Below are 18,612 nucleotides of genomic sequence, written 5' to 3' on the forward strand. Positions count from 1 at the left end.
AAAGGAGTTACCTTATGTCTTTTATCGAATTTCATGTATTACAGAACTTTGCCCCAAGCAACTTAAACCGCGACGATACCAACACCCCTAAATCTTGTGTGTTTGGTGGTTCACAACGGGCGCGGATCTCAAGCCAGTGTCAGAAGCGCGCAATTCGTACGCATGGGGCATTTAACGATGCAGTGGTAGAGCATCAGGGCGACCGCGCGGTACGCACTCGTAAGCTAGCTTTTAAGATTAGAGAGTTCTTGGTTGCCAATGGCAAACCTGAAGAGGCAAGTAATATAGTCTGTGAAAATTTACTTGGCCTTGCTGAGCTGAAGTTGGTGCAAAAAGAAGAAAAACATAAGTTCAAAACTGAATACTTGCTTTACCTAGGGTTGAATGAAGTAGAAGCGCTTAAGAATATTGCGCTTGATAATTTCGATGAGCTAAACCAGAAGGACAAAAAGAAGCTAGATAAAAAGATCGCAAAATTAGTGGGTGAAGTATTTGGTAAGCATCAACAGGCTTTCGCCGCAGATATCGCACTATTCGGCCGTATGGTCGCGGACAACAACAATATCAATGTTGACGCAGCGTGCCAGGTGGCTCATGCAATTTCAACTAATATTGTTACACCAGCCATGGACTTTTTTACTGCTGTGGATGACGAATTGCAGGCAGGTGAGCAAGGCTCCGGCATGATGGGTGGCGTTTACTTTAACAGTGCCTGTTATTACCGCTATGCCCAGATCAATGTAGATAAACTAGCGGCCAATCTTGGGCAGGATAAGGAACAGGTGACTGGCGCGGTAAAAGGGTTTTTCCGGGCGTTAGTTCAGGCGGTGCCTTCGGGTAAACAAAACAGTTTTGCGGCGCAGAATCCGCCAAGCTATATCAAAGTGAATGTACGCAAAGATGGTGCGCCCTGGTCTCTGAGCAACGCATTTACTCAGGCGGTAATGATAGACAAGCCTGATGAAGCGGAGCTTGAGCACCAGTCGGCACAAAAGCTGGAAATGTTCGCCAAGAAGCTGGCTTCTATGTATGGTGAATCGGGCTTTATTTTTGAGGGTCGCAGCACTTACATCGACAATCTGGAAGAGTATCAGGACAAAGACAGTGGCACCATTGCCCAACTGGAAGCCCAGATGCTTGATGCACTGCAAGGTGCTTTGGAGTGTCAATGAGCACTTTGTTGATCCGACTAGCCGGACCAATGCAGTCATGGGGGCTAAAAAGTGCCTTTGAACTGCGCAATACTCAGCTTGATCCGACAAAAAGTGGTGTGATCGGTTTGCTGTGCGCATCGCTAGGACGTGAGCGAAATGAGCCTCTGAATGATCTTACAGCATTGCGAATGGGCGTGCGCATAGATAAACCAGGCGATCTGGCATTTGATTACCAAACGGCGCTGAATGTGGCAAAGGCTGACGGCGGCAAGCCGGATACGCAGCTATCACACCGAGCATATCTGGCAGATGCCGCCTTTTGGGTAGGCTTTGAAGGCGACGCGGTTTTGCTTAAAAAACTGCATCATGCTTTGTTAAACCCGGTTTGGCCGCAGTTTTTAGGGCGTAAGTCATATTTACCGGGCATTCCTTTAGTTGATCCCCATAGTGCGTGTATAGAGTTACCTTTAGAGCAGGCGTTGCAACAAGCGCCAAGAATGCAAGCCGAGCATGAAAAGGTAGCCGGAACACCGGTGAAATACATCATAGACAGCGAGGCACAAGAAGGCACTGAGCAACGGCATGACGTGCCACTGAGCTTTGAGATAAACCACAGAGCTTTTACATTCAGAAGTGTTAAAAGTAGCTGGGGGTTGGTGGATACGGAGGAAGTGCTATATGTCTGACAATCTATGGTATGAAAGCCGATTGTATTTTGATCCTGACCAGGAAGGAGAAGATCTTGGTTTTTTACATTCTGATGATCTTTACAAGCAGCATCAGTGGGTGTGGCGTTGTTTTGTTGAAAGCGAGCTGACTCAGGCTGACTTTATGTTTCGTGTGGATATGGCGTTGCCAGTGCCAACAGTATTTATTCGCTCAAAACGTCAGTTAAAAGATGCGATTAAAAGCTGGAAAATAGTCACTCAAACACAGCCGGAACAGCTCAAAGAAGCAGGGCTGGTTCAGTTCTCATTGCGAGCTAACCCCACGGTAGATATAACGCCAAAAGGAGAGAAAACTCGCCGTCACGATGTTTTGATGCATGCCAAAAAACAGGCTCAAAAAGCAAATAGCGATGTAAATGAAGTTGTTGATATTGCTGCAAAAATCTGGCTTGACAAAAAACTTCAAAAGGGTGGCCTGGAGTTGCTGACTCAGTGTATTGAGTTTAGCAATTACAAGCAGCACAAAGTGGTTAAAAAAGGCGGGGCCAAGCCCATCCAGTTGAGTACGCTCGATTATTTTGGCGTGGCGAAAATCACCGATGTGCAAAAACTGGAGCAGGCATTATTCAACGGCATCGGTCGTTCCAAAGCTTTTGGCTGCGGGCTGATGTTGATTAAACCGTTGTAACCAAATTTGTAAGGCGGGGCGACTCGCCTTTTTCTTAGCTAATTTTTTATTCAATTTAGGAGTGCAGGGAATGGCATTTCTTCCTTTAAAGCCTATTCCAATCAAAGATCGTAACTCAATGATTTTCATCGGTATGGGGCGTATTGATGTGCGCGATGGCGCGTTTGCTGTGATTGATGAAGTAAACGGTGAGCGGATGCTCATTCCGGTGGGCTCTGTGGTGTGCATTATGCTGGAACCGGGTACCCGGGTGAGCCATGCGGCGGTCAAGTTGGCTGCGACCACGGGCACTTTGCTTATCTGGGTGGGCGAAGCGGGAGTACGGCTTTATTCGGCAGGTCAGCCCGGTGGTGCACGCTCCGATAAGCTGCTCTATCAGGCCAAGCTGGCGCTTGATGAAAACCTGCGGCTCAAAGTGGTGCGCAAAATGTTTGAACTACGCTTTGGCGAACCGGCACCTGAACGACGTTCGGTTGATCAGCTGCGGGGCATTGAAGGCACGCGTGTACGCAAAACCTATGAATTGCTTGCCAAGCAGTACCCGGTCAGCTGGCAGGGCCGACGCTACGATCCCAAAGACTGGGCGAAGGGTGATGTGATTAATCAGTGTATCAGCGCCGCTACGTCTTGCCTGTATGGTGTTACCGAAGCCGCTGTTTTGGCCGCTGGCTATGCCCCGGCTATTGGCTTTTTACACACGGGTAAACCATTATCCTTTGTATATGATATTGCAGACATTATTAAATTCGATACCGTTGTACCTGTGGCGTTTAAAATTGCCAAACGGCGGCCGCAATCCCCCGATCGGGAGGTACGAATTGCTTGCCGCGAAGCGTTCCGTAAAGACAAGGTATTACCACGTCTCATCCCGCTGATTGAAGAAGTATTGGCCGCAGGGGAGGTAACACCGCCCGAACCCTATGCCGATGCACAACCGCCCGCTATCCCGGAACCCGAATCCATTGGCGATGAAGGTCATCGCAGCGGAGGCCCACTATGAGTATGTGTATGGTTGTGACGGAGGCTGTACCGCCAAGATTGAGAGGTCGTCTGGCAGTATGGCTGCTGGAGATCCGTGCAGGCGTGTACGTAGGTGACGTAAGTAAACGCATTCGCGAAATGATCTGGTTTCAGGTAAGTGAGCTGGCAGAAGACGGCAATGCCGTCATGGCCTGGGCAACCAACACCGAGTCGGGTTTTGATTTTATTACCTATGGTGAAAATGCTCGAATGCCGGTGGATTTTCAGGGGCTAAGGCTGGTGAAGTACACCCCAAGAGCCGATGACAATCAGGGAGAGGATTAGCGAATTATTCCTTCATTCTACCTATGATTTATTGCTCTTTAACAAGTTGGATATTGAGATTTAAAGGCTCAATAATAGATATGTTTGTACCCAAAAATTTCGGTAGATTTTAAAGTGTGTTTTTTCTTTATAAAAAACAAGTATATAATTTTAGAGTGTTCCCCGTACACACGGGGCTAAACCGTCGTTCGCCTGATTCTGCATGTTCGTTTGCTCGTGTTCCCCGTACACACGGGGCTAAACCGCTATTTTGCTTGCGGCAGTGATAGTCGCAATTGTGTTCCCCGTACACACGGGGCTAAACCGGTCAAAATTGGTCGGATTTAGTTACGGCGTTAGTGTTCCCCGTACACACGGGGCTAAACCGAACCGAGTAATAAACTCGGGTACGTCCGTATCGTGTTCCCCGTACACACGGGGCTAAACCGCAAATGATTGAGTTTTTGATTGAACATCGCGAGTGTTCCCCGTACACACGGGGCTAAACCGCCAGCCAATATGTTTAGCATACAAAGCTAGATGTGTTCCCCGTACACACGGGGCTAAACCGGTTACGGGCTTTACTGGTACTGCATAGAGCTTGTGTTCCCCGTACACACGGGGCTAAACCGCGATATCTAGATAGACTGCAACTTCCTTGTCTTCGTGTTCCCCGTACACACGGGGCTAAACCGTGGGAACTGATGAGGTCATATTGTTTGAGCACGTGTTCCCCGTACACACGGGGCTAAACCGCCCCAGTCTGATTGTCAGCATGGACAATGTAAGTGTTCCCCGTACACACGGGGCTAAACCGGAATAAACGCAAAGCCTCCACTTTATCTCTAGGTGTTCCCCGTACACACGGGGCTAAACCGAGCTTCTTCTTCCTTACCTTGCGCCCTAAGAAGTGTTCCCCGTACGCTCGGGGCTAAACCGCTGGTTAACAGAAACGGCAAATGCAAATGGTGGTGTTTCCCGTACGCACGGGGCTAAACCGCCTATGCCCTTGGTTGTCAATGGGGTTTTTTAGTGTTCCCCGTACGCACGGGGCTAAACCGAACGTGCGAAGTTGCAGCTGGAGTTGAATGAGGTGTTCCCCGTACGCACGGGGCTAAACCGTATATATAAAATACTTAGAATGTACATTTGTTGTGTTCCCCGTACGCACGGGGCTAAACCGCCATTGAACAGACCGAGGAGTGGATGGCCGTTCGTGTTCCCCGTACGCACGGGGCTAAACCGCCACCATCTATTACACTGCATACGGCGTATTGGTGTTCCCCGTACGCACGGGGCTAAACCGTACAAATCTGACCGAATACCCCATGATGCAAGGTGTTCCCCGTACGCACGGGGCTAAACCAGTATGAGTAGCTATCAAAAGTACCTCTACTTTGTGTTCCCCGTACGCACGGGGCTAAACCGGCAGGGTGGTGCTCAGGTTGTACATCAATACGGTGTTCCCCGTACGCACGGGGCTAAACCGTTGCCAGTGCCAAACGTAATCCCACACGCTCAGTGTTCCCCGTACGCACGGGGCTAAACCGTCCATTACGCTTCCTTGGTTTTTAGTTTGATTGTGTTCCCCGTACGCTCGGGGCTAAACCGATTAAAAAATCTGGTGATTTCTCAATAAAAGGGTGTTCCCCGTATGCACGGGGCTAAACCGAACGCTCTATGGCGTAGTACAGAAAAAGAAAGCGTGCACGGGGCTAAACCTGAGCTATTCAGTTCTGAATCATGTGCTGTAATTCGTCCGTGAAGCAGCATCCTTCACGCATCCATGTGCTCGCCTCAGCAGGCTGCAAGACAGTGGTGACTCCAGGTTTCCATTCGGGCCAGTGGAGCTGTTCACAATATTCCAGATATTTTTGCCCTTGCCTGTACTCTCGGAATTAAGCTGCTTCGATCCCCCTCTGCTGGTTATTTATCTACATGACCTAAATCACGCTCAGGATCTAATAAGTCTCTTACTCTTCTTTTTAGCACTTTGGCTTCTGGGAAACCATCATCAGCTTTGCGGCACCAAATTAACGTATCATTGTAGTAGATTTCGAATACACCTTTACTGGCTGGTGCAAGTGCAACTTGTTGTAGGTCATCGGAGAAAGTTGAAAGCAACTCTTGTGCAAGCCATGAGGCTCTCAGCATCCACTGGCATAACACGCAATAACGAATTGTGATGATGGGTTTTTGCATAGGATAGATTGTTACAATTTGAGAAACGAGTGTTGATTCTAGCATTGGGGTTTATAAAGTGGCTAGATAAGGAGAAAAAAACGGGGGTCACCCCCCGAAATTATCCAGGGAGACCTCAATGTTAAGGTCAGATTTTAGATTACGGGTTATTTACAAACTAACAACCTATTTGTGGCAAGTTGAGTGGTAATGGTGATAACATTTATGAATTCTGTGACCGGTTTGTATATTTAATGAGTTTTTCTCGTAAACTGTTAATCCATTCTTGCCTATATTTAAATTCTGATTGGATTGCCTGACGATGAGATAAAGTCAAATTTGGATGCCAAATTGAAAAAATAAGCACAACTCTGTCCCTATCTCCGCCGTTATGCGCCATATGCAAATATGAATCATCGAAAACAGTTAATTCGTTTTCTTGCCATAGCGTTCGTTCTCCGTTGACCTCCAAGTAACAATTTGGGGGAATATCTATCGCTAAATGTACGGTAAGGCTGTGGTTTGATAAGCCGTAATGAGGGGGGATCGTTTGGCCTTTGGCGAGTTTGGAGAAAAAGACCTCATAAGGTGCGTCAGTTAACCCATAGCATGGCACGCTTTTTAAGGCATTTATTAAAACGGGGAAGTGTGTAGTAACAGATGTATCTTCAAGCCCTTCTTTAAATAAGGAAAGAGCCTGCCACCTATCATTATTAGCAAGAGTGGGGAATGCAGTTTCATATTCCTTGCCCGACAAATAAGGAGCTAAGTGTGAAGCTGCAGAATCAAAATTGTGATAGAACTCATTAATGATCTCAGGAATAGCAGCTTTAAACGCTTGCACCCAGTCAAGTGTCTCAGCTTGCCATATTGGCATTGCGTTGAGCTCTGACACATAAAAAAGGTGGGGAGCCTGAGCTGTTTTAAAAGGTTTGCTACTATATTGAACCCAGCGTGCTGTTTCGATATTTTTTGCGTTGGCTAAATTTCGCTCCATACATCGCCAAGCTTGTTGAAAGCGTTCAAGTGTTTGTGAAGCTGTTGTGCTTGCAAGCTGGAGCTGTTTAAAATTGCCAGTCAACATTTCACAAAGCGCGTAGCAAACTAACGCGATTTCCTCGTTACCTGTATTTTCGAGCAAATGACCAAGATAAAGGTAAATCAAATAGTTGTTGGGTGCTAGCTTCAAGCAGTGGATATAGGCTTGTTCGCTCGCTAAAAAAGCACCTATTTGTTCTAAAATCACCGCGATGCGGTAGCTGAGTTCGGCGTTATCAGGGTGGGTGAGTCGTAGATTGGATAATAGTATTGGCCAGTTACTTTTAGGCTCTGAGTGGAGAATTGGCTGTATTAGAGCGTCAATATTTAGTGGCTGTTTTTCTTCTTTTGTCATTGTGCTCTCGCCTCTGATTCATTTTTTACAATGCCGATATCAAGTGGTAATGTCATTCTGTAGCTATTTTCTGTCGCCGTAAATGGCTGAGTACCATGCCAAAAGTAGGATGGAAAGATAACGATTTGGCCGCGTTTGGGTTTTACGGTTCTAAATGGTTGAAAATCGTAAGGCGGGGCTAGAGGAGGTCTGCCGAATTCGATAACGCCGTTTTCCGTGTCGTCTTCTGGTGTATTAATGTAGAGCACCACACTTATCCAACCAGCGGGATGAATATGGCTCACATGAAAACCTTGTTCGGTTAATTTTACAGACCAGGAGCCAGTTATTTGTCGCTGTGTGTTTAAGTGTGCAAGAAAAGGGTGTTCAGAGGTGGCGTTTAACTGTTTGAGAGATTGCTCAATATCATGAAGTAATTGAACTTTGGTTTTAGTGATTATCTCTATGTCCCGGTTTAACAAGCCGCCAGAAACTTGAGAGCCGTTAACCAAAGTCTGTTCGCTGGGCGCCTGCTTACCTTGGTGCAGTGTGAGTAAGCAAGACTCTAGCTCTGAGATGAACTCTTCGCGGTTTGTGTAGCCATCAGGCGTTTGTAACTCGGTTGTAAGAATAAACTCAGGGTTGCACAATTCACGATGCTTTTTTTCATCGGTAGCTTGATAAACCACGCTTAACCAAGCCAGCGCAAGTTGTGAGTTGGGGTTAGTGTGTAGCACTTTCTCAAGCAGTGCACTTGCGTTGTCAAACTTACCAAGTTGAATGGCAAACTTTGCTTGTTCACACATTCTATCTTGCTCCGCAACAATCTTATTTGCTTTGTCTAGGTACTCAAAGGCTATGTCAAAATCACTTTTAGTTGCTGCTAGGCGACCTTGTAAAGTCAACATAACGGCGGATGAATCCGCATAATTAGACTGTAAAATACATTGTTTGCACGCCTCGTATTGACCCGTATTCCAGTATAGCTCAGCAAGGCACTCAATTAATGGTAGTTTGTTATTTGCAGTTTCTAAAGCAGATAAAAGGCTTTTGGCGAAGCGCTGTTGTTGGCCATTTTGCCAGTAGAGTTCATTAAGGCTTTGGTGAATTGTGGTGTTATATGGCGCTCGCTTTAATGCAAGTTGATAAGCCTCTTGAGCTTGTTCAAACTGACCTTTTGCAAAAAAACAGTCACCAAGGTTATACAAAGGTTCATATTGTTCAGGGCTTTGCCTATGAACTAAATGAAAGCATTGAATTGCTTGATCAAATTTAGCTTGTAACTTATAACAAACCCCTAAATTATGGACTGCTCTATATGCAATTGGTGAGTGCTTGGGGACTGATAAGTAAAGTTCAATGGCTTTGTCTAGGTGGCCTTGGGCTTTTTCGATGTCTCCAAGAAGCTTAGTAAATTGGCCTGAACTATCTTTAGTATGTCCTTTCGATGACCATGATGCAGCGGATTCAAAGTGATTCTGTTCAAGATGCAACAGCGCTAAATTTTTAAATACTTCAATATGTTGAGGCTCTACTTCCAAGATTGCTAAATAGAGATCCTCAGCTTGCTTAAAATCCCCTAATTGCCAGTAACACTTTGCTAAGTGGCTTTGTACTTCTACTCGTGGCGCAAGGTTGTTTGCTTGTTGTAAAGCTGTTATTGCACTCGACCAATTATTTAGGGCTTTATGGCAAATGCCAGTTAAATATTGTAAGTCTGGGTGCTGTACATGAGTAAAAGGTTGAAGTAACTCTAAGGCACTTTGTTCCCGTTTTTGTTGGATAAGCCTGAAAGCACTTTGAATAGCGTCGTTTATTTCATGCGTTTGCTTCATATTGTTATTTTACTTAAACGTTTACAGGTAAAAGCAGAGCTGTTGATTTTATAATCAGGCTCTGTCTGCGGTATTTATCTTTCTTAATCTTAGTCAAACTATATAAAACAGCGAGTAGAGTTATTGTTATTTTCTCACACTCTTAGCCTTTCCCCATCTATTGATAGTTCTATTTAACAACCAAAATGCTTGGTTGTTAGTTCAACGCTAGCAGGGTTTTAGCTATGCCTCAGTTCGAGGAGTTATGGTTGACTCTTTTAGGTTATGACCTTACGTATTGTCATCAAAAAAACAAAAAAGGGAGCCGAGGCTCCCTATTAATTTAGAATCAGCTGATTAGAAGGTATAAACAGCACTTACAAAGTAGCGAGGACCAATTACGTCGTATAGTTCTGGGAACGTATTAGCTTGTTGTTGAGCATCACCTAGCGGTGTTGGTTCAGTATCTAACACATTCTTAATACCAAACGTTGCTTCAACGTGGTCAGTAAAGTGATAGCTAGCGCTTAGATCAAGATACCACTCAGCTTTAGAAATCGGAGCGATTTCGTTTTCTCCAGTGTCATCATCCACTTCACTCATATAGCGAACTAGCGCTGAAAGTGTCAAATCACCTGAAGTCCATGTAAAGCGGTTGTTACTTTGGAATTCTGGGCGAGGTGTTCCACAGGTATTACCAAACTTACCTTCACAATAATTAGTCTCAGTAAAGCCAACGCTCGGTGTTTCAAAGTACTCATCTAAAATAGTGTTCTTTGAACTAATATTCAGTGTCGAACCATTTCCGCCGATACCAAAGCCAAGTTCGGTCGTCCAGTTGAAATTGATGTCATAACCTTTAGTACCTAATTCCGCAATGTTTGCATTAAGTGCAGTTACAAGGTCTACGTTACCGTCCGGACGGCGGGTGATCGCTTGACAAAACTCAGAGTTAGGATCTTTTAATTGGTTATAACAAATATCAAGAATATTATTTACACCACCACCTAATACATCGATAGCATCATCAATTTGAATGTCGAAATAATCAATTGTAACGTCGAAGTTTTCAGTTGGTGTGATAACAAGACCAAGCGTTATTGCTTCAGAGGTTTCTTCTTTCAGGTCTGGATTACCGCCAAAACTACCTTCGATTTGAGCATTCGCTTGCTCAAATACACCAACCTGAGAAGCTGCAACACCATGCGCCTCACATAGAGCTCGATCCGTTTGACCTTCTACAAAACCAGCCACACTACATGGATCGGTTGCGCTTGGGAAGCCATTTGCTGCACCTTGGAATAGCTCTGAAATATTAGGCGCACGCACTGATTCTTGATAACCAGCACGGAACGATACATACTCGTTCACTTTCCAGTTGATTGTCGTTGCGAAAGAAGAAGCGTTACCAATGTTTGAGTAGTCAGACAGACGACCCGCGAACCATAACGTGATATCTTCTGCAAATGCCGCATCTGTCACTAATGGAATGTCGATTTCCGTGAAGATTTCATCAACACTGTAACTACCAACAGTTGGTTCACCAGCGTTAAAGCCAAGTACATCACCAGATGCTAAGAACTCGTCAGGGCGGAAGCTTGAGTCATCGAAGCGGCTTTCGTAACCGATTACAAAGCCTACTGGCATATCAGCAGAAGGAACAGTAAACGGCAGTTCTCCAGCAAAATCAATGTGGAAAATCTCTTGTTTGATATTCGTTACGTTCGATGCACCAACGTTAATAAAGTCGATAGCTGCTTGTGAAATATTACCTTCACCAAAAATGTTTAGTGGCGCACAACCACCAGAGGTATCCTGACATGCAGTGCCATCGTCGTTAACCAAGATTGCTTGTCTGAAACGTGTTTCAGAAACATCGTTATTTAGTAGGTTTGAGCGATCTAGCTCTGAACGGCTGTAGTAAGCATTGTATGCCCAATCACCAATAAAACCATCAACCCCTACCAGTAATCGCATAGCGTTTCGAGTGTCGACTACTTGGCGAGGGCCATTTTCAACCATACGGCGACCGATGAATGGTAAAACATAATTGCCGTCAGCGTTAAGTGCGCTGATCATATTACCTGTTGGCTCACCATCAGCGTCAAGTTCAGGTACTAACGCATTCATTGCTGCTTGAACATCAGCACCAAAGAATGGGCTATTAGGGTTCACTTCTAAATTGCCCACAAACGCAGGAGTTGGAGCCAATTGCTGTGGTACTTCATTGCGAATGAATGATAACTCGCTATATAAGCGGGTATCATCATTAATGTAATAATGTGCAAAGGAGTTAAGTGTTAATCGCTCTTGTGGCAATTGAAGGTAGTTATCCGGCGCATAGTTAAATGCATCTGCTGATGTGTAAGGTAGGCCTTCACCATTAGGACCAAAACGACCTAATGTAGTGCCGTTAGGCAGTGTTGGGCCAGCAAAAACACGAGTGCCTGGTATACCAGAAGAACCACCTGGGACTAGGCTATTTTCGCCTTCAGTTAATGTTACGCTCGTAAAGTCCCTATCGCCTTGGAAGATGGACTCGCGCTTAGCATAACCTATATACACCGTAGCGTTACCTTTATCATCTGCAAAGTTACCGCCCAGAGTAAGATCGGTGTTGAACTTCTCACCATCACCTTCTTCGGTGATATCATATAGTGCTGAAATTTCTGCACCTTCAAAGTCATCTTTCAGACGGAAGTTTACAACACCCGCTAATGCATCTGAACCGTATACCGCACCTGCACCACCAGTGATAATATCTACACCTTCGATAAGCGAAGCTGGAATTGTGTTAAGGTCGACAACACCTGTTTGCGTTGCTGGTACCCAACGACGGCCGTTTACAAGTACAAGAGTACGCTCATTTCCCAAACCACGTAAGTCAACACGCGCTGTACCATCACCTGGGTTGTTTGAACTAGGGCCAAAAGAAGGCACTGTTAATGGAAGCTCTGCGAGTTTCTGCTCAACGTTTAAATTACCAGACATCGCAAATTCTGCGCCATCTAGTTCAATAACTGGTGTTTTAGCCGTTAAAGCCACACGCTGGATACGAGAACCTGTAATAGAAATTCTTTCTACTTCTTCAGTAGCCCCGTCTGTGGTTTCTTCAGCTGATGCTTGTAGTCCTATACTTCCGCCGATTAGGCATGCAGAAGTGATAAGCATACTTAACTTAGAACGCTTAAATTGTTTCATGATATCCCCTGATTGGTACATTTTATTTGGATACCTTTGATGATGAACATAATTTTTCATCACAAAGGCTTATTAGTATCACTGCGAGGCTATGACGGAAGTTAAGAATAAGCTAGGCGAGATACACAAGAAGATAGAAATGAGTGACGAAAGGAGAGAAAAAAAAGATCAAAATTAATTTGCACATTACATTGTGACAATCTATAACAATAATATGTTAACTATTGTGAAATGAAGAACAAGGTATTAGTATCTCTAAATACCTTATAGTTGTGTTCAAGGTGATAAATGAAAAACGTTACAATCCTTACCCCTTCAAGCGCTGTGAGCTTTGGGGCTGAAATAAGTACAAAGCTAAAAGAGTCACTTATTTGTCCCCGGTTTGTTTACTATGAAACAATTGTTGATATTTTAGAAACTATAGAGCGTGGGGGAATAGACTGTTTGTTAATAGATTCAGAATTGGCCGAGCTGGAGAAGTCACTCTTTTTAACATCAAAGCTATCTGCGGTGTCGATGATCAAAATCAGTAAGAATATAGATACTACAGACCAAACAAACTTGAGTTTTAAAGAGTTAGAGAGAAGAGATACACTACTGGCGAATCTTGTTTATGCAACATATATGATGGCTAATGAGAAAGATCAAACAGAATCACAATCCAATTACATACCAGAGCAACGTTTGATTGTTAAAGACTCAGGGCATATACATGTGATAAAGGTCGAAGACTTGGCATGGGTTGGTGGTGCTGGTAATTATGTAGAACTTCATATGATTAATCGAGAGCGTTCCATTTTGCACAGGGATACCATGTCTTCGATGGAGAAAAGTTTAAAGACGTTTGGCTTTTCTAGGATCCATAAATCATCGTTAGTTAATTTGAACGCAATTAGCGAACTCAAAACAAGAGATAACGGTGACTATGATGTTATTCTCGAAAATGGAGACTCTTTGCATTTATCAAGACGATATAAGCAAAACTTGTCATCATTATTACAGGCCAGTGCTAATTGAGCTATCCGTTAGCGAACGCCTTTGGCAAAATTTACAAATTCACTAAATATTGAATCCTTAATAAGCCTATCGGGCGTAAAAGCGTAGTAGTTTTGGTAAGTGCCTTCAATAACGCCAATTAGACTTACATCGTAATGGCGATGTAGTTCTGATTTTATTGATAAAGGTGCAGGGAAAATACCAAACTCTTGCTGTCCCAAAGCCTTCATTAAAGCACTGTCGTCAACATGACCTGCAACCTTAACTTCAATACCCTGTTCCTGAAACCAAAACTGAATGGAATTGTTAACTGGGCTATTTTTTGCTGGAAGAATAATAGGTTCGTCCTGCAAAGAATGTGGATAAGTTGGGCGAAGGCGTAGAGCACTTGAAGCTGAACCATAGAAGCCAATTTGACTTTTGCCAATCTCATGGCAGAACACTTTAAACGGTAAGTTACTGTCTAGTGGCTTATCAGCAAGAACAATATCGAGTTTATGCATGGCCATTTGAGCTAGCAGCTCTGATTGTTGCCCGTCAATGCAATGTAGATTAGCGATCTGTTCGTTTTCAATTAACGGCGCGAGCCATTTAGACACCAATGATTTGGGAATGGCGTCGGAAATACCAACCTTCAGTGTGCGGTGTATGGCTGAGGACCCATCTTGTGTTGTTTCTAGCCATTCTTTGGCTATCGAAAACATATCGTCCGCATACTGCTTAGTCAAAATGCCGAAGTCAGTTAATCTGAGTCCTCTTCCTTCTCTTACAAATAGAGGCTTTCCTAGTCTTTCCTCAAGACTAGACAACTGAGCACTAATGGTTTGAGGAGTCAGATGCAGTATTTTACTCGCACCTGCAATACTACCTTCATTACTAACTTGCCAAAAATAATACAGGTGATTAAAGTTTATGTTCATATGGTTCGTAAAAAACTTATAGTTAGTTAGATATAATCAGCTTTTATCTTTTTTTGAACATTAGTAGATTTAGACTTACAGCGCAAGTATTAGTTGGCTGACTGTTTAGACTAAGCTGAGCTTTCAGTTATTTGAAGTTTCCAAATTCGCAAAGCGTGTTGCGATAGATTGAGGTAACAATGAAATTGAATCTTGTTGGTGTGCATGAACCTATAACGGTGGCAAGTAAGGTTGCTTTTTCAAAAGCAGTAAATAGTGCATTAAGCTGTTATGCAACTAATATCCGCAAAATAAATGTGCGAGTCGAAAAGCTAGCCGACAGGCGAAAAGGCAAGCTGGCTCAATGTCAGGTAGAGTTGCAATTGCCTGGCTTACCAACTTTGAGAGTTAAAACAAAAGGTAAAACGCTTTTGCAAGCACTAAACAGAGCGTTGAATAATTGCAAACAGATTTTAAAGCAGAAGTATTTCAAACTCAGTTAGCTGAGTGATTCCATTCCCAAGCACTTGTAGCGGCAAGGAAGCCGCACAATTTTTTTAAAGATCTTCGATAAATTACCGATATGTTGGTCAAAGGAAGTCATATTGGTCAAAATTAATGAACGTTAACTTTTTAATTCATTCTCCAACTCAACTAGTCACTAGTCACAAAGAGCAGGAAACAAAAGCTGAAAAGGTGGAAGAGTTAAAACCACTTAGACTATCGGAAGAAGATCTGTCTAAACTGTCTGGGGAAGAAGTCAGAGAGGAACAAGAGGAAGCTGCATTACCTCCACATATTCAGCAAATGGTCGAAAAGCTTAAAGAGTTAAGAGAAAAAATAAAGGAAGAGCAAAAGTTACTCGAAGAGCTAAAAGCAAGTGATCAATACGCTGATGAAATGAAAGCTGAGCTAATTACTCAGAAGCTTGAATATATTTTACGTATGCAAAGTCAAGTCATAGAGTTGACCAAAAATATTCAAGAAGCAATGAAAGAAGCTGGCATTAGCGATCCCGGTGTATTGTTAAAAGCCTTAGCTTAGGAATCCGACCAGTAAGATATTGCCCTGTGCCATATTTGGACGTTGGCAGCATAAATCAATTCGCATATTGGCCGCCGATTTATAAAGCCGCTTTACTTTATTCAGCGGCTTTGTGATTAGCTGCAATGACTTTACTCTCAGGCTTCTTCTTGTTATTCCATCAAGGAAGGCATAAGAAGTAGAGTTTAATGCTGAGTGGCAGGCACTTAGCATCTGCTCTGTTATTAAGTTTTGATGTATTGCTTCATAACCTGCTTGCTCGGTCAACTCTCCCTTCGAAGCAGCTAACACACACACTGCATAAACATCAAATATGCCAATTGCTCGCACTTTTTGGCTGCTTGGATCCTCATACGCGACCATGACGCAAGGGAGGTTGTCCGGGTTATATTCCATTTGGTGGGTTTGATAGAGCCTAAGTTCCGTGTCTATGTGTTTGATCATTAACTTTTCTAACTGTCCGACCTGAGGCAAAGGGACGCCTTTGTGGATGGTGTGAATTTGTCGAGTTTTAGCGTTCTCTTCGGCGGCAACTACCAAAGGCATAATTTTGGTATGAAGATCGTCATCAGCAAATGGTTTAGATAATACAAACTCCGCTCCATGATCTAGCGCAAGCTTTATTTGCTCCCGATCATCAACCGTCGTCACCATGGCCATAGTAACATCAAGTTGCTTTTGCTTTATGGCTTTAACCAGAGCGAGTCCTGAAATATCAGGCATGTGCCAATCAGTCAGTACGATATCTGGATGCCAAGAACCAATAATTTTTAGTGCCTCTTTTGCACTTTGTGCTTTTTTTATCAACAGTTTACGATATCTGAAGCGGACTAAGCCGCGACGAATAATTTCAAGTGTTGCTGCACTGTCATCCACGAGCAATATCTTCACACATTACCACTTTATTGAAAAATATAGATTTATTATAGGCATGATTTTTAACCAATACTAAAATGAAAGTAAGAAATTAACGAGTGCATAATATGTTTTTAGGCAAATTACCAGTCGATGTATTTATCTATATGGCGGTGAATATCGGACTACTGATATTAGCTTTTTGGTTTTATATTCTGTTGTTAATTCTGCGAGAGTTTAGGCTGTTTGCAAAGCAAACCGGTGGAGCCGGGACGTCAAACCCAGATCAGCAGTATTTACTTCAGCATTGTCGCGACGCAATTGATAAAGCGATGAAGTTTGTCGAAGACAATCAACACACCATACAGGATTTGGCTACCTTACAAGTCCATTTAGAGCAGCAGCTATCTGAGATCAAGCGAGCAACGCAGGAGCAGCTATCTCCGGAAGAGCAAGTAAAGATGGATGATCTGAATAGTAAGCTAATTAAATCTCATCGTTTAATAAAGAAACTTCGAGGTGATTTGTCGAAAAGCCTAGATCGACTTAAGCAAACAAGAAGAAAACTATATGATCAATATGAGTCTACGGAGGAATTACAAAAAGAAAATGACACACTAAAGCAGCAGCTAGAAGCTTCTAAATCTATGGGAGGTCCGTCCGAGCAAGAAGTAGAGCAATTAGTCGCAACTTTTGAAAAGGAGCGTCAAGACATGTCTAAAACAATTGACGAATATAAGAAGCAAATCGCAGAACAAAGTCAGGCTTTGCAACAATTAATGGTGCAAGAGCAAGAAGTAGAAGATGGTCCGAAGCTTCAAGCTATCCAGAAAGAGCTAGAGCAAACGCGAGATGCGTTAGCGCATTTATCCAAAGAGAAGAAGTTTATAGAAAGTCGCTACTTGGAAGTTGTCAAAAATCAGAATCAATAGTTAACAAAATGTTTTATTTTGTCGTGACATTGCACTTCGCTTTGTGTAAGGTTTATTCACTCACATTACCCGCTTTGCAACTAGTTTTTTGAAATTTACGTTACTTTAAATGAGTAATTAAGACAATCGGCAACGATTTTTATGCTTCTACAAAGCGACGTAGTGTACAAATACCAAACAGTTTATGTTCAACATCATGAAGTGGCACAGTTTCAAAAACTAAGGCAGTGGTAAAAGGATTATTTCATGGCCTATATTCCAGATACGAGCGCTCAAGACTCGGTGGTTGAAAGACCAAAAAAAAACAAGTTGGTGATTTTAGCAATAGGCATTGTTGCTCTCATTTCTATCTACTTTATGTTACCCATAGCCACTCAATGGCTTAGCGGTCAAACCGCTGTTTCCAGTGATAAGATCCATGTTTCATCGGTGAAGCGCGGTGATTTCGTTCGTGATATATCTGTTCAAGGAAAAGTCGTTGCTGCAAGACGTCCCACCATTTACAGTCCGGCTCAAGGTACCGTTACCTATCTAGTTGAATCCGGTGATAGCGTTGTTGAGGGACAGGCGCTTGCTGTTTTAGATAGCCCTGAACTAAAAAGTGAATTTGCACAACACCAAGCTGAGCTAAGTCGGTTAGAAACAGAGCTTCAGCGACAAATTATTCAAGCTAAAAAGCAAGATTTAGCCCAAGAAAACTATTTGGGTAAAGCAACGGTGGTGTTAAATGCGGCAAAGCGTGAAATGCGCCGCTCTGAAAATGGACTGCAAACACAGGTGGTTAGCGATATTGACTATCAAAAAGCGAAAGATGACCTTGAAAATGCAGAACGAGAATATCGCTTAGCAATCAAAGAGGTTGAGTTACTAAAAGAAAGTCAAAAATTTGAGATCCGCACTAAAGAGCTTGAATTTGAAGCGCAAAAGGTGAAGGTTGCTGAGCTTGAAAGACAGGTGGATGCTTTAAAAATAGCCTCACCAGTCAGTGGATTAGTTGGTAACTTAGCGGTAGAGCAGAAAAATACCGTAGCAAAAAATCAACCGTTGTTAAGTGTAGTTGATCTCTCTAAATATGAGATAGAAGTGCAAATACCAGAAAGTTACTCAGATGATTTAGCCCTAGGAATGTTAGCTGAGGTGAACCTCAATGGTGATGTCTACACTGGTGAAATAGTTGCTATCTCCCCTGAAATTGAAAATGGTCGTGTTGCAGGGAAAATTCGATTTAAAGATGAGTCAATCCAGGGGCTAAGACAAAACCAGAGATTAACTAGCCGGATTGTAATTGAGCAAAAACAAAATATCGCCTATCTACCGCATGGGCAATATCTAGATGCTTACAATGGACAGTTTGCATACGTAGTCAAAGAAGGCTCGGCAATAAAAACACCAATACAAATCGGGCTAAGAAGTATTGGACAAGTAGAAGTACTATCGGGGTTAAATGTTGGCGATCAGGTTATTACCTCTGACGCACGAATTTTTAAAGACGCTCCCAGTGTGAAAATCATTCAATAAGGAGTA

16 protein-coding genes and 1 CRISPR repeat array are annotated in these 18,612 nt (G+C 43.2%); of the genes, 10 read left to right on the forward strand and 6 right to left on the reverse strand.

All coding sequences use genetic code 11. The annotated features are described in order from the left end of the window. Positions 1 to 14 precede the first annotated feature (14 nt). The 5 genes from cas7e (at position 15) to cas2e (ending at position 3,815) form a co-directional block, all read left to right on the forward strand. Positions 15 to 1,172, forward strand: a complete 1,158-nt coding sequence (cas7e, locus tag CWC29_RS20000; RefSeq protein ID WP_138523312.1) for a type I-E CRISPR-associated protein Cas7/Cse4/CasC — start codon at positions 15 to 17, stop codon at positions 1,170 to 1,172. Next, a complete protein-coding gene (cas5e, locus tag CWC29_RS20005; RefSeq protein WP_138523310.1) occupies positions 1,169 to 1,840 on the forward strand; it encodes a type I-E CRISPR-associated protein Cas5/CasD in 672 nt (223 codons plus the stop codon). The genes cas7e and cas5e overlap by 4 nt, the downstream gene beginning before the upstream one ends. Further along, positions 1,833 to 2,510: a type I-E CRISPR-associated protein Cas6/Cse3/CasE gene (gene cas6e / locus CWC29_RS20010; protein ID WP_138523308.1), complete on the forward strand. Its 678-nt coding sequence runs from the start codon at positions 1,833 to 1,835 to the stop codon at positions 2,508 to 2,510. The genes cas5e and cas6e overlap by 8 nt, the downstream gene beginning before the upstream one ends. 70 nt (positions 2,511 to 2,580) lie before the next feature. Then, positions 2,581 to 3,510 carry a type I-E CRISPR-associated endonuclease Cas1e gene (cas1e, locus tag CWC29_RS20015; protein WP_128726134.1) on the forward strand — a complete coding sequence of 310 codons (930 nt, stop codon included), beginning with the start codon at positions 2,581 to 2,583 and terminating at the stop codon, positions 3,508 to 3,510. Further along, positions 3,507 to 3,815 carry a type I-E CRISPR-associated endoribonuclease Cas2e gene (gene cas2e / locus CWC29_RS20020; protein ID WP_138523306.1) on the forward strand — a complete coding sequence of 103 codons (309 nt, stop codon included), beginning with the start codon at positions 3,507 to 3,509 and terminating at the stop codon, positions 3,813 to 3,815. The genes cas1e and cas2e overlap by 4 nt, the downstream gene beginning before the upstream one ends. Before the next feature lie 155 nt (positions 3,816 to 3,970). After that, positions 3,971 to 5,466: direct repeats of the CRISPR family, unit length 29 nt; unit sequence GTGTTCCCCGTACACACGGGGCTAAACCG. Positions 5,467 to 5,720: 254 nt separating this feature from the next. Here the strand turns inward: cas2e and CWC29_RS20025 are convergent. From CWC29_RS20025 to CWC29_RS20040, 4 genes are all read right to left on the reverse strand, one after another. Beyond that, positions 5,721 to 5,996: a SelT/SelW/SelH family protein gene (locus CWC29_RS20025; RefSeq protein WP_128726132.1), complete on the reverse strand. Its 276-nt coding sequence runs from the start codon at positions 5,994 to 5,996 to the stop codon at positions 5,721 to 5,723. A 202-nt stretch (positions 5,997 to 6,198) separates the two neighbouring features. Then, positions 6,199 to 7,368 (reverse strand): aspartyl/asparaginyl beta-hydroxylase domain-containing protein, encoded by a 1,170-nt coding sequence (locus CWC29_RS20030; protein WP_128726131.1) that lies wholly within the window; start codon positions 7,366 to 7,368, stop codon positions 6,199 to 6,201. After that, positions 7,365 to 9,182, reverse strand: coding sequence for a 2OG-Fe(II) oxygenase family protein (locus CWC29_RS20035; RefSeq protein WP_128726130.1), 1,818 nt, complete (start codon positions 9,180 to 9,182; stop codon positions 7,365 to 7,367). The genes CWC29_RS20030 and CWC29_RS20035 overlap by 4 nt, the downstream gene beginning before the upstream one ends. Positions 9,183 to 9,518: 336 nt before the next feature. Next, positions 9,519 to 12,362: a TonB-dependent receptor plug domain-containing protein gene (locus CWC29_RS20040; protein ID WP_128726129.1), complete on the reverse strand. Its 2,844-nt coding sequence runs from the start codon at positions 12,360 to 12,362 to the stop codon at positions 9,519 to 9,521. Positions 12,363 to 12,650: 288 nt separating this feature from the next. On the opposite strand from CWC29_RS20040, the gene CWC29_RS20045 reads away from it, so the two are divergent. Then, a complete protein-coding gene (locus tag CWC29_RS20045) occupies positions 12,651 to 13,379 on the forward strand; it encodes a LytR/AlgR family response regulator transcription factor (protein WP_128726128.1) in 729 nt (242 codons plus the stop codon). Positions 13,380 to 13,387: 8 nt separating this feature from the next. On the opposite strand, the gene nhaR is transcribed toward CWC29_RS20045, so the two are convergent. After that, positions 13,388 to 14,278 (reverse strand): transcriptional activator NhaR, encoded by an 891-nt coding sequence (gene nhaR, locus CWC29_RS20050; RefSeq protein ID WP_138523785.1) that lies wholly within the window; start codon positions 14,276 to 14,278, stop codon positions 13,388 to 13,390. Between the two features lie 179 nt (positions 14,279 to 14,457). Between nhaR and CWC29_RS20055 the strand changes: the two genes are divergently transcribed. Together CWC29_RS20055 and CWC29_RS20060 are read left to right on the forward strand one after the other, a co-directional pair. Continuing rightward, complete coding sequence (locus tag CWC29_RS20055; RefSeq protein WP_128726126.1) at positions 14,458 to 14,760, forward strand: hypothetical protein; 303 nt, start codon at positions 14,458 to 14,460, stop codon at positions 14,758 to 14,760. Between the two features lie 115 nt (positions 14,761 to 14,875). Further along, on the forward strand, positions 14,876 to 15,301 hold the full coding sequence (locus CWC29_RS20060; RefSeq protein WP_128726125.1) for a hypothetical protein: 426 nt from the start codon (positions 14,876 to 14,878) through the stop codon (positions 15,299 to 15,301). On the opposite strand, the gene CWC29_RS20065 is transcribed toward CWC29_RS20060, so the two are convergent. Next, a complete protein-coding gene (locus CWC29_RS20065; RefSeq protein WP_128726124.1) occupies positions 15,293 to 16,192 on the reverse strand; it encodes a response regulator in 900 nt (299 codons plus the stop codon). The genes CWC29_RS20060 and CWC29_RS20065 overlap by 9 nt on opposite strands. A gap of 92 nt (positions 16,193 to 16,284) precedes the next feature. Between CWC29_RS20065 and CWC29_RS20070 the strand changes: the two genes are divergently transcribed. After that, positions 16,285 to 17,088 carry a GumC domain-containing protein gene (locus tag CWC29_RS20070; RefSeq protein ID WP_128726123.1) on the forward strand — a complete coding sequence of 268 codons (804 nt, stop codon included), beginning with the start codon at positions 16,285 to 16,287 and terminating at the stop codon, positions 17,086 to 17,088. A 246-nt stretch (positions 17,089 to 17,334) separates the two neighbouring features. Next, on the forward strand, positions 17,335 to 18,606 hold the full coding sequence (locus CWC29_RS20075) for an efflux RND transporter periplasmic adaptor subunit (RefSeq protein ID WP_128726122.1): 1,272 nt from the start codon (positions 17,335 to 17,337) through the stop codon (positions 18,604 to 18,606). Positions 18,607 to 18,612 lie beyond the last annotated feature (6 nt).

The organism is Pseudoalteromonas galatheae, from assembly GCF_005886105.2.
GTDB classification, from domain to species: Bacteria; Pseudomonadota; Gammaproteobacteria; order Enterobacterales; family Alteromonadaceae; genus Pseudoalteromonas; species Pseudoalteromonas galatheae.

Excerpts from the sequence above, each read along its gene's own strand:
- cas7e (WP_138523312.1), top strand. The coding sequence starts at position 15 with ATGTCTTTTATCGAATTTCATGTATTACAGAACTTTGCCCCAAGCAAC.
- cas5e (WP_138523310.1), top strand. The coding sequence starts at position 1,169 with ATGAGCACTTTGTTGATCCGACTAGCCGGACCAATGCAGTCATGGGGG.
- cas6e (WP_138523308.1), top strand. The coding sequence starts at position 1,833 with ATGTCTGACAATCTATGGTATGAAAGCCGATTGTATTTTGATCCTGAC.
- cas1e (WP_128726134.1), top strand. The coding sequence starts at position 2,581 with ATGGCATTTCTTCCTTTAAAGCCTATTCCAATCAAAGATCGTAACTCA.
- cas2e (WP_138523306.1), top strand. The coding sequence starts at position 3,507 with ATGAGTATGTGTATGGTTGTGACGGAGGCTGTACCGCCAAGATTGAGA.
- CWC29_RS20025 (WP_128726132.1), bottom strand. The coding sequence starts at position 5,996 with ATGCAAAAACCCATCATCACAATTCGTTATTGCGTGTTATGCCAGTGG.
- CWC29_RS20030 (WP_128726131.1), bottom strand. The coding sequence starts at position 7,368 with ATGACAAAAGAAGAAAAACAGCCACTAAATATTGACGCTCTAATACAG.
- CWC29_RS20035 (WP_128726130.1), bottom strand. The coding sequence starts at position 9,182 with ATGAAGCAAACGCATGAAATAAACGACGCTATTCAAAGTGCTTTCAGG.
- CWC29_RS20040 (WP_128726129.1), bottom strand. The coding sequence starts at position 12,362 with ATGAAACAATTTAAGCGTTCTAAGTTAAGTATGCTTATCACTTCTGCA.
- CWC29_RS20045 (WP_128726128.1), top strand. The coding sequence starts at position 12,651 with ATGAAAAACGTTACAATCCTTACCCCTTCAAGCGCTGTGAGCTTTGGG.
- nhaR (WP_138523785.1), bottom strand. The coding sequence starts at position 14,278 with ATGAACATAAACTTTAATCACCTGTATTATTTTTGGCAAGTTAGTAAT.
- CWC29_RS20055 (WP_128726126.1), top strand. The coding sequence starts at position 14,458 with ATGAAATTGAATCTTGTTGGTGTGCATGAACCTATAACGGTGGCAAGT.
- CWC29_RS20060 (WP_128726125.1), top strand. The coding sequence starts at position 14,876 with ATGAACGTTAACTTTTTAATTCATTCTCCAACTCAACTAGTCACTAGT.
- CWC29_RS20070 (WP_128726123.1), top strand. The coding sequence starts at position 16,285 with ATGTTTTTAGGCAAATTACCAGTCGATGTATTTATCTATATGGCGGTG.
- CWC29_RS20075 (WP_128726122.1), top strand. The coding sequence starts at position 17,335 with ATGGCCTATATTCCAGATACGAGCGCTCAAGACTCGGTGGTTGAAAGA.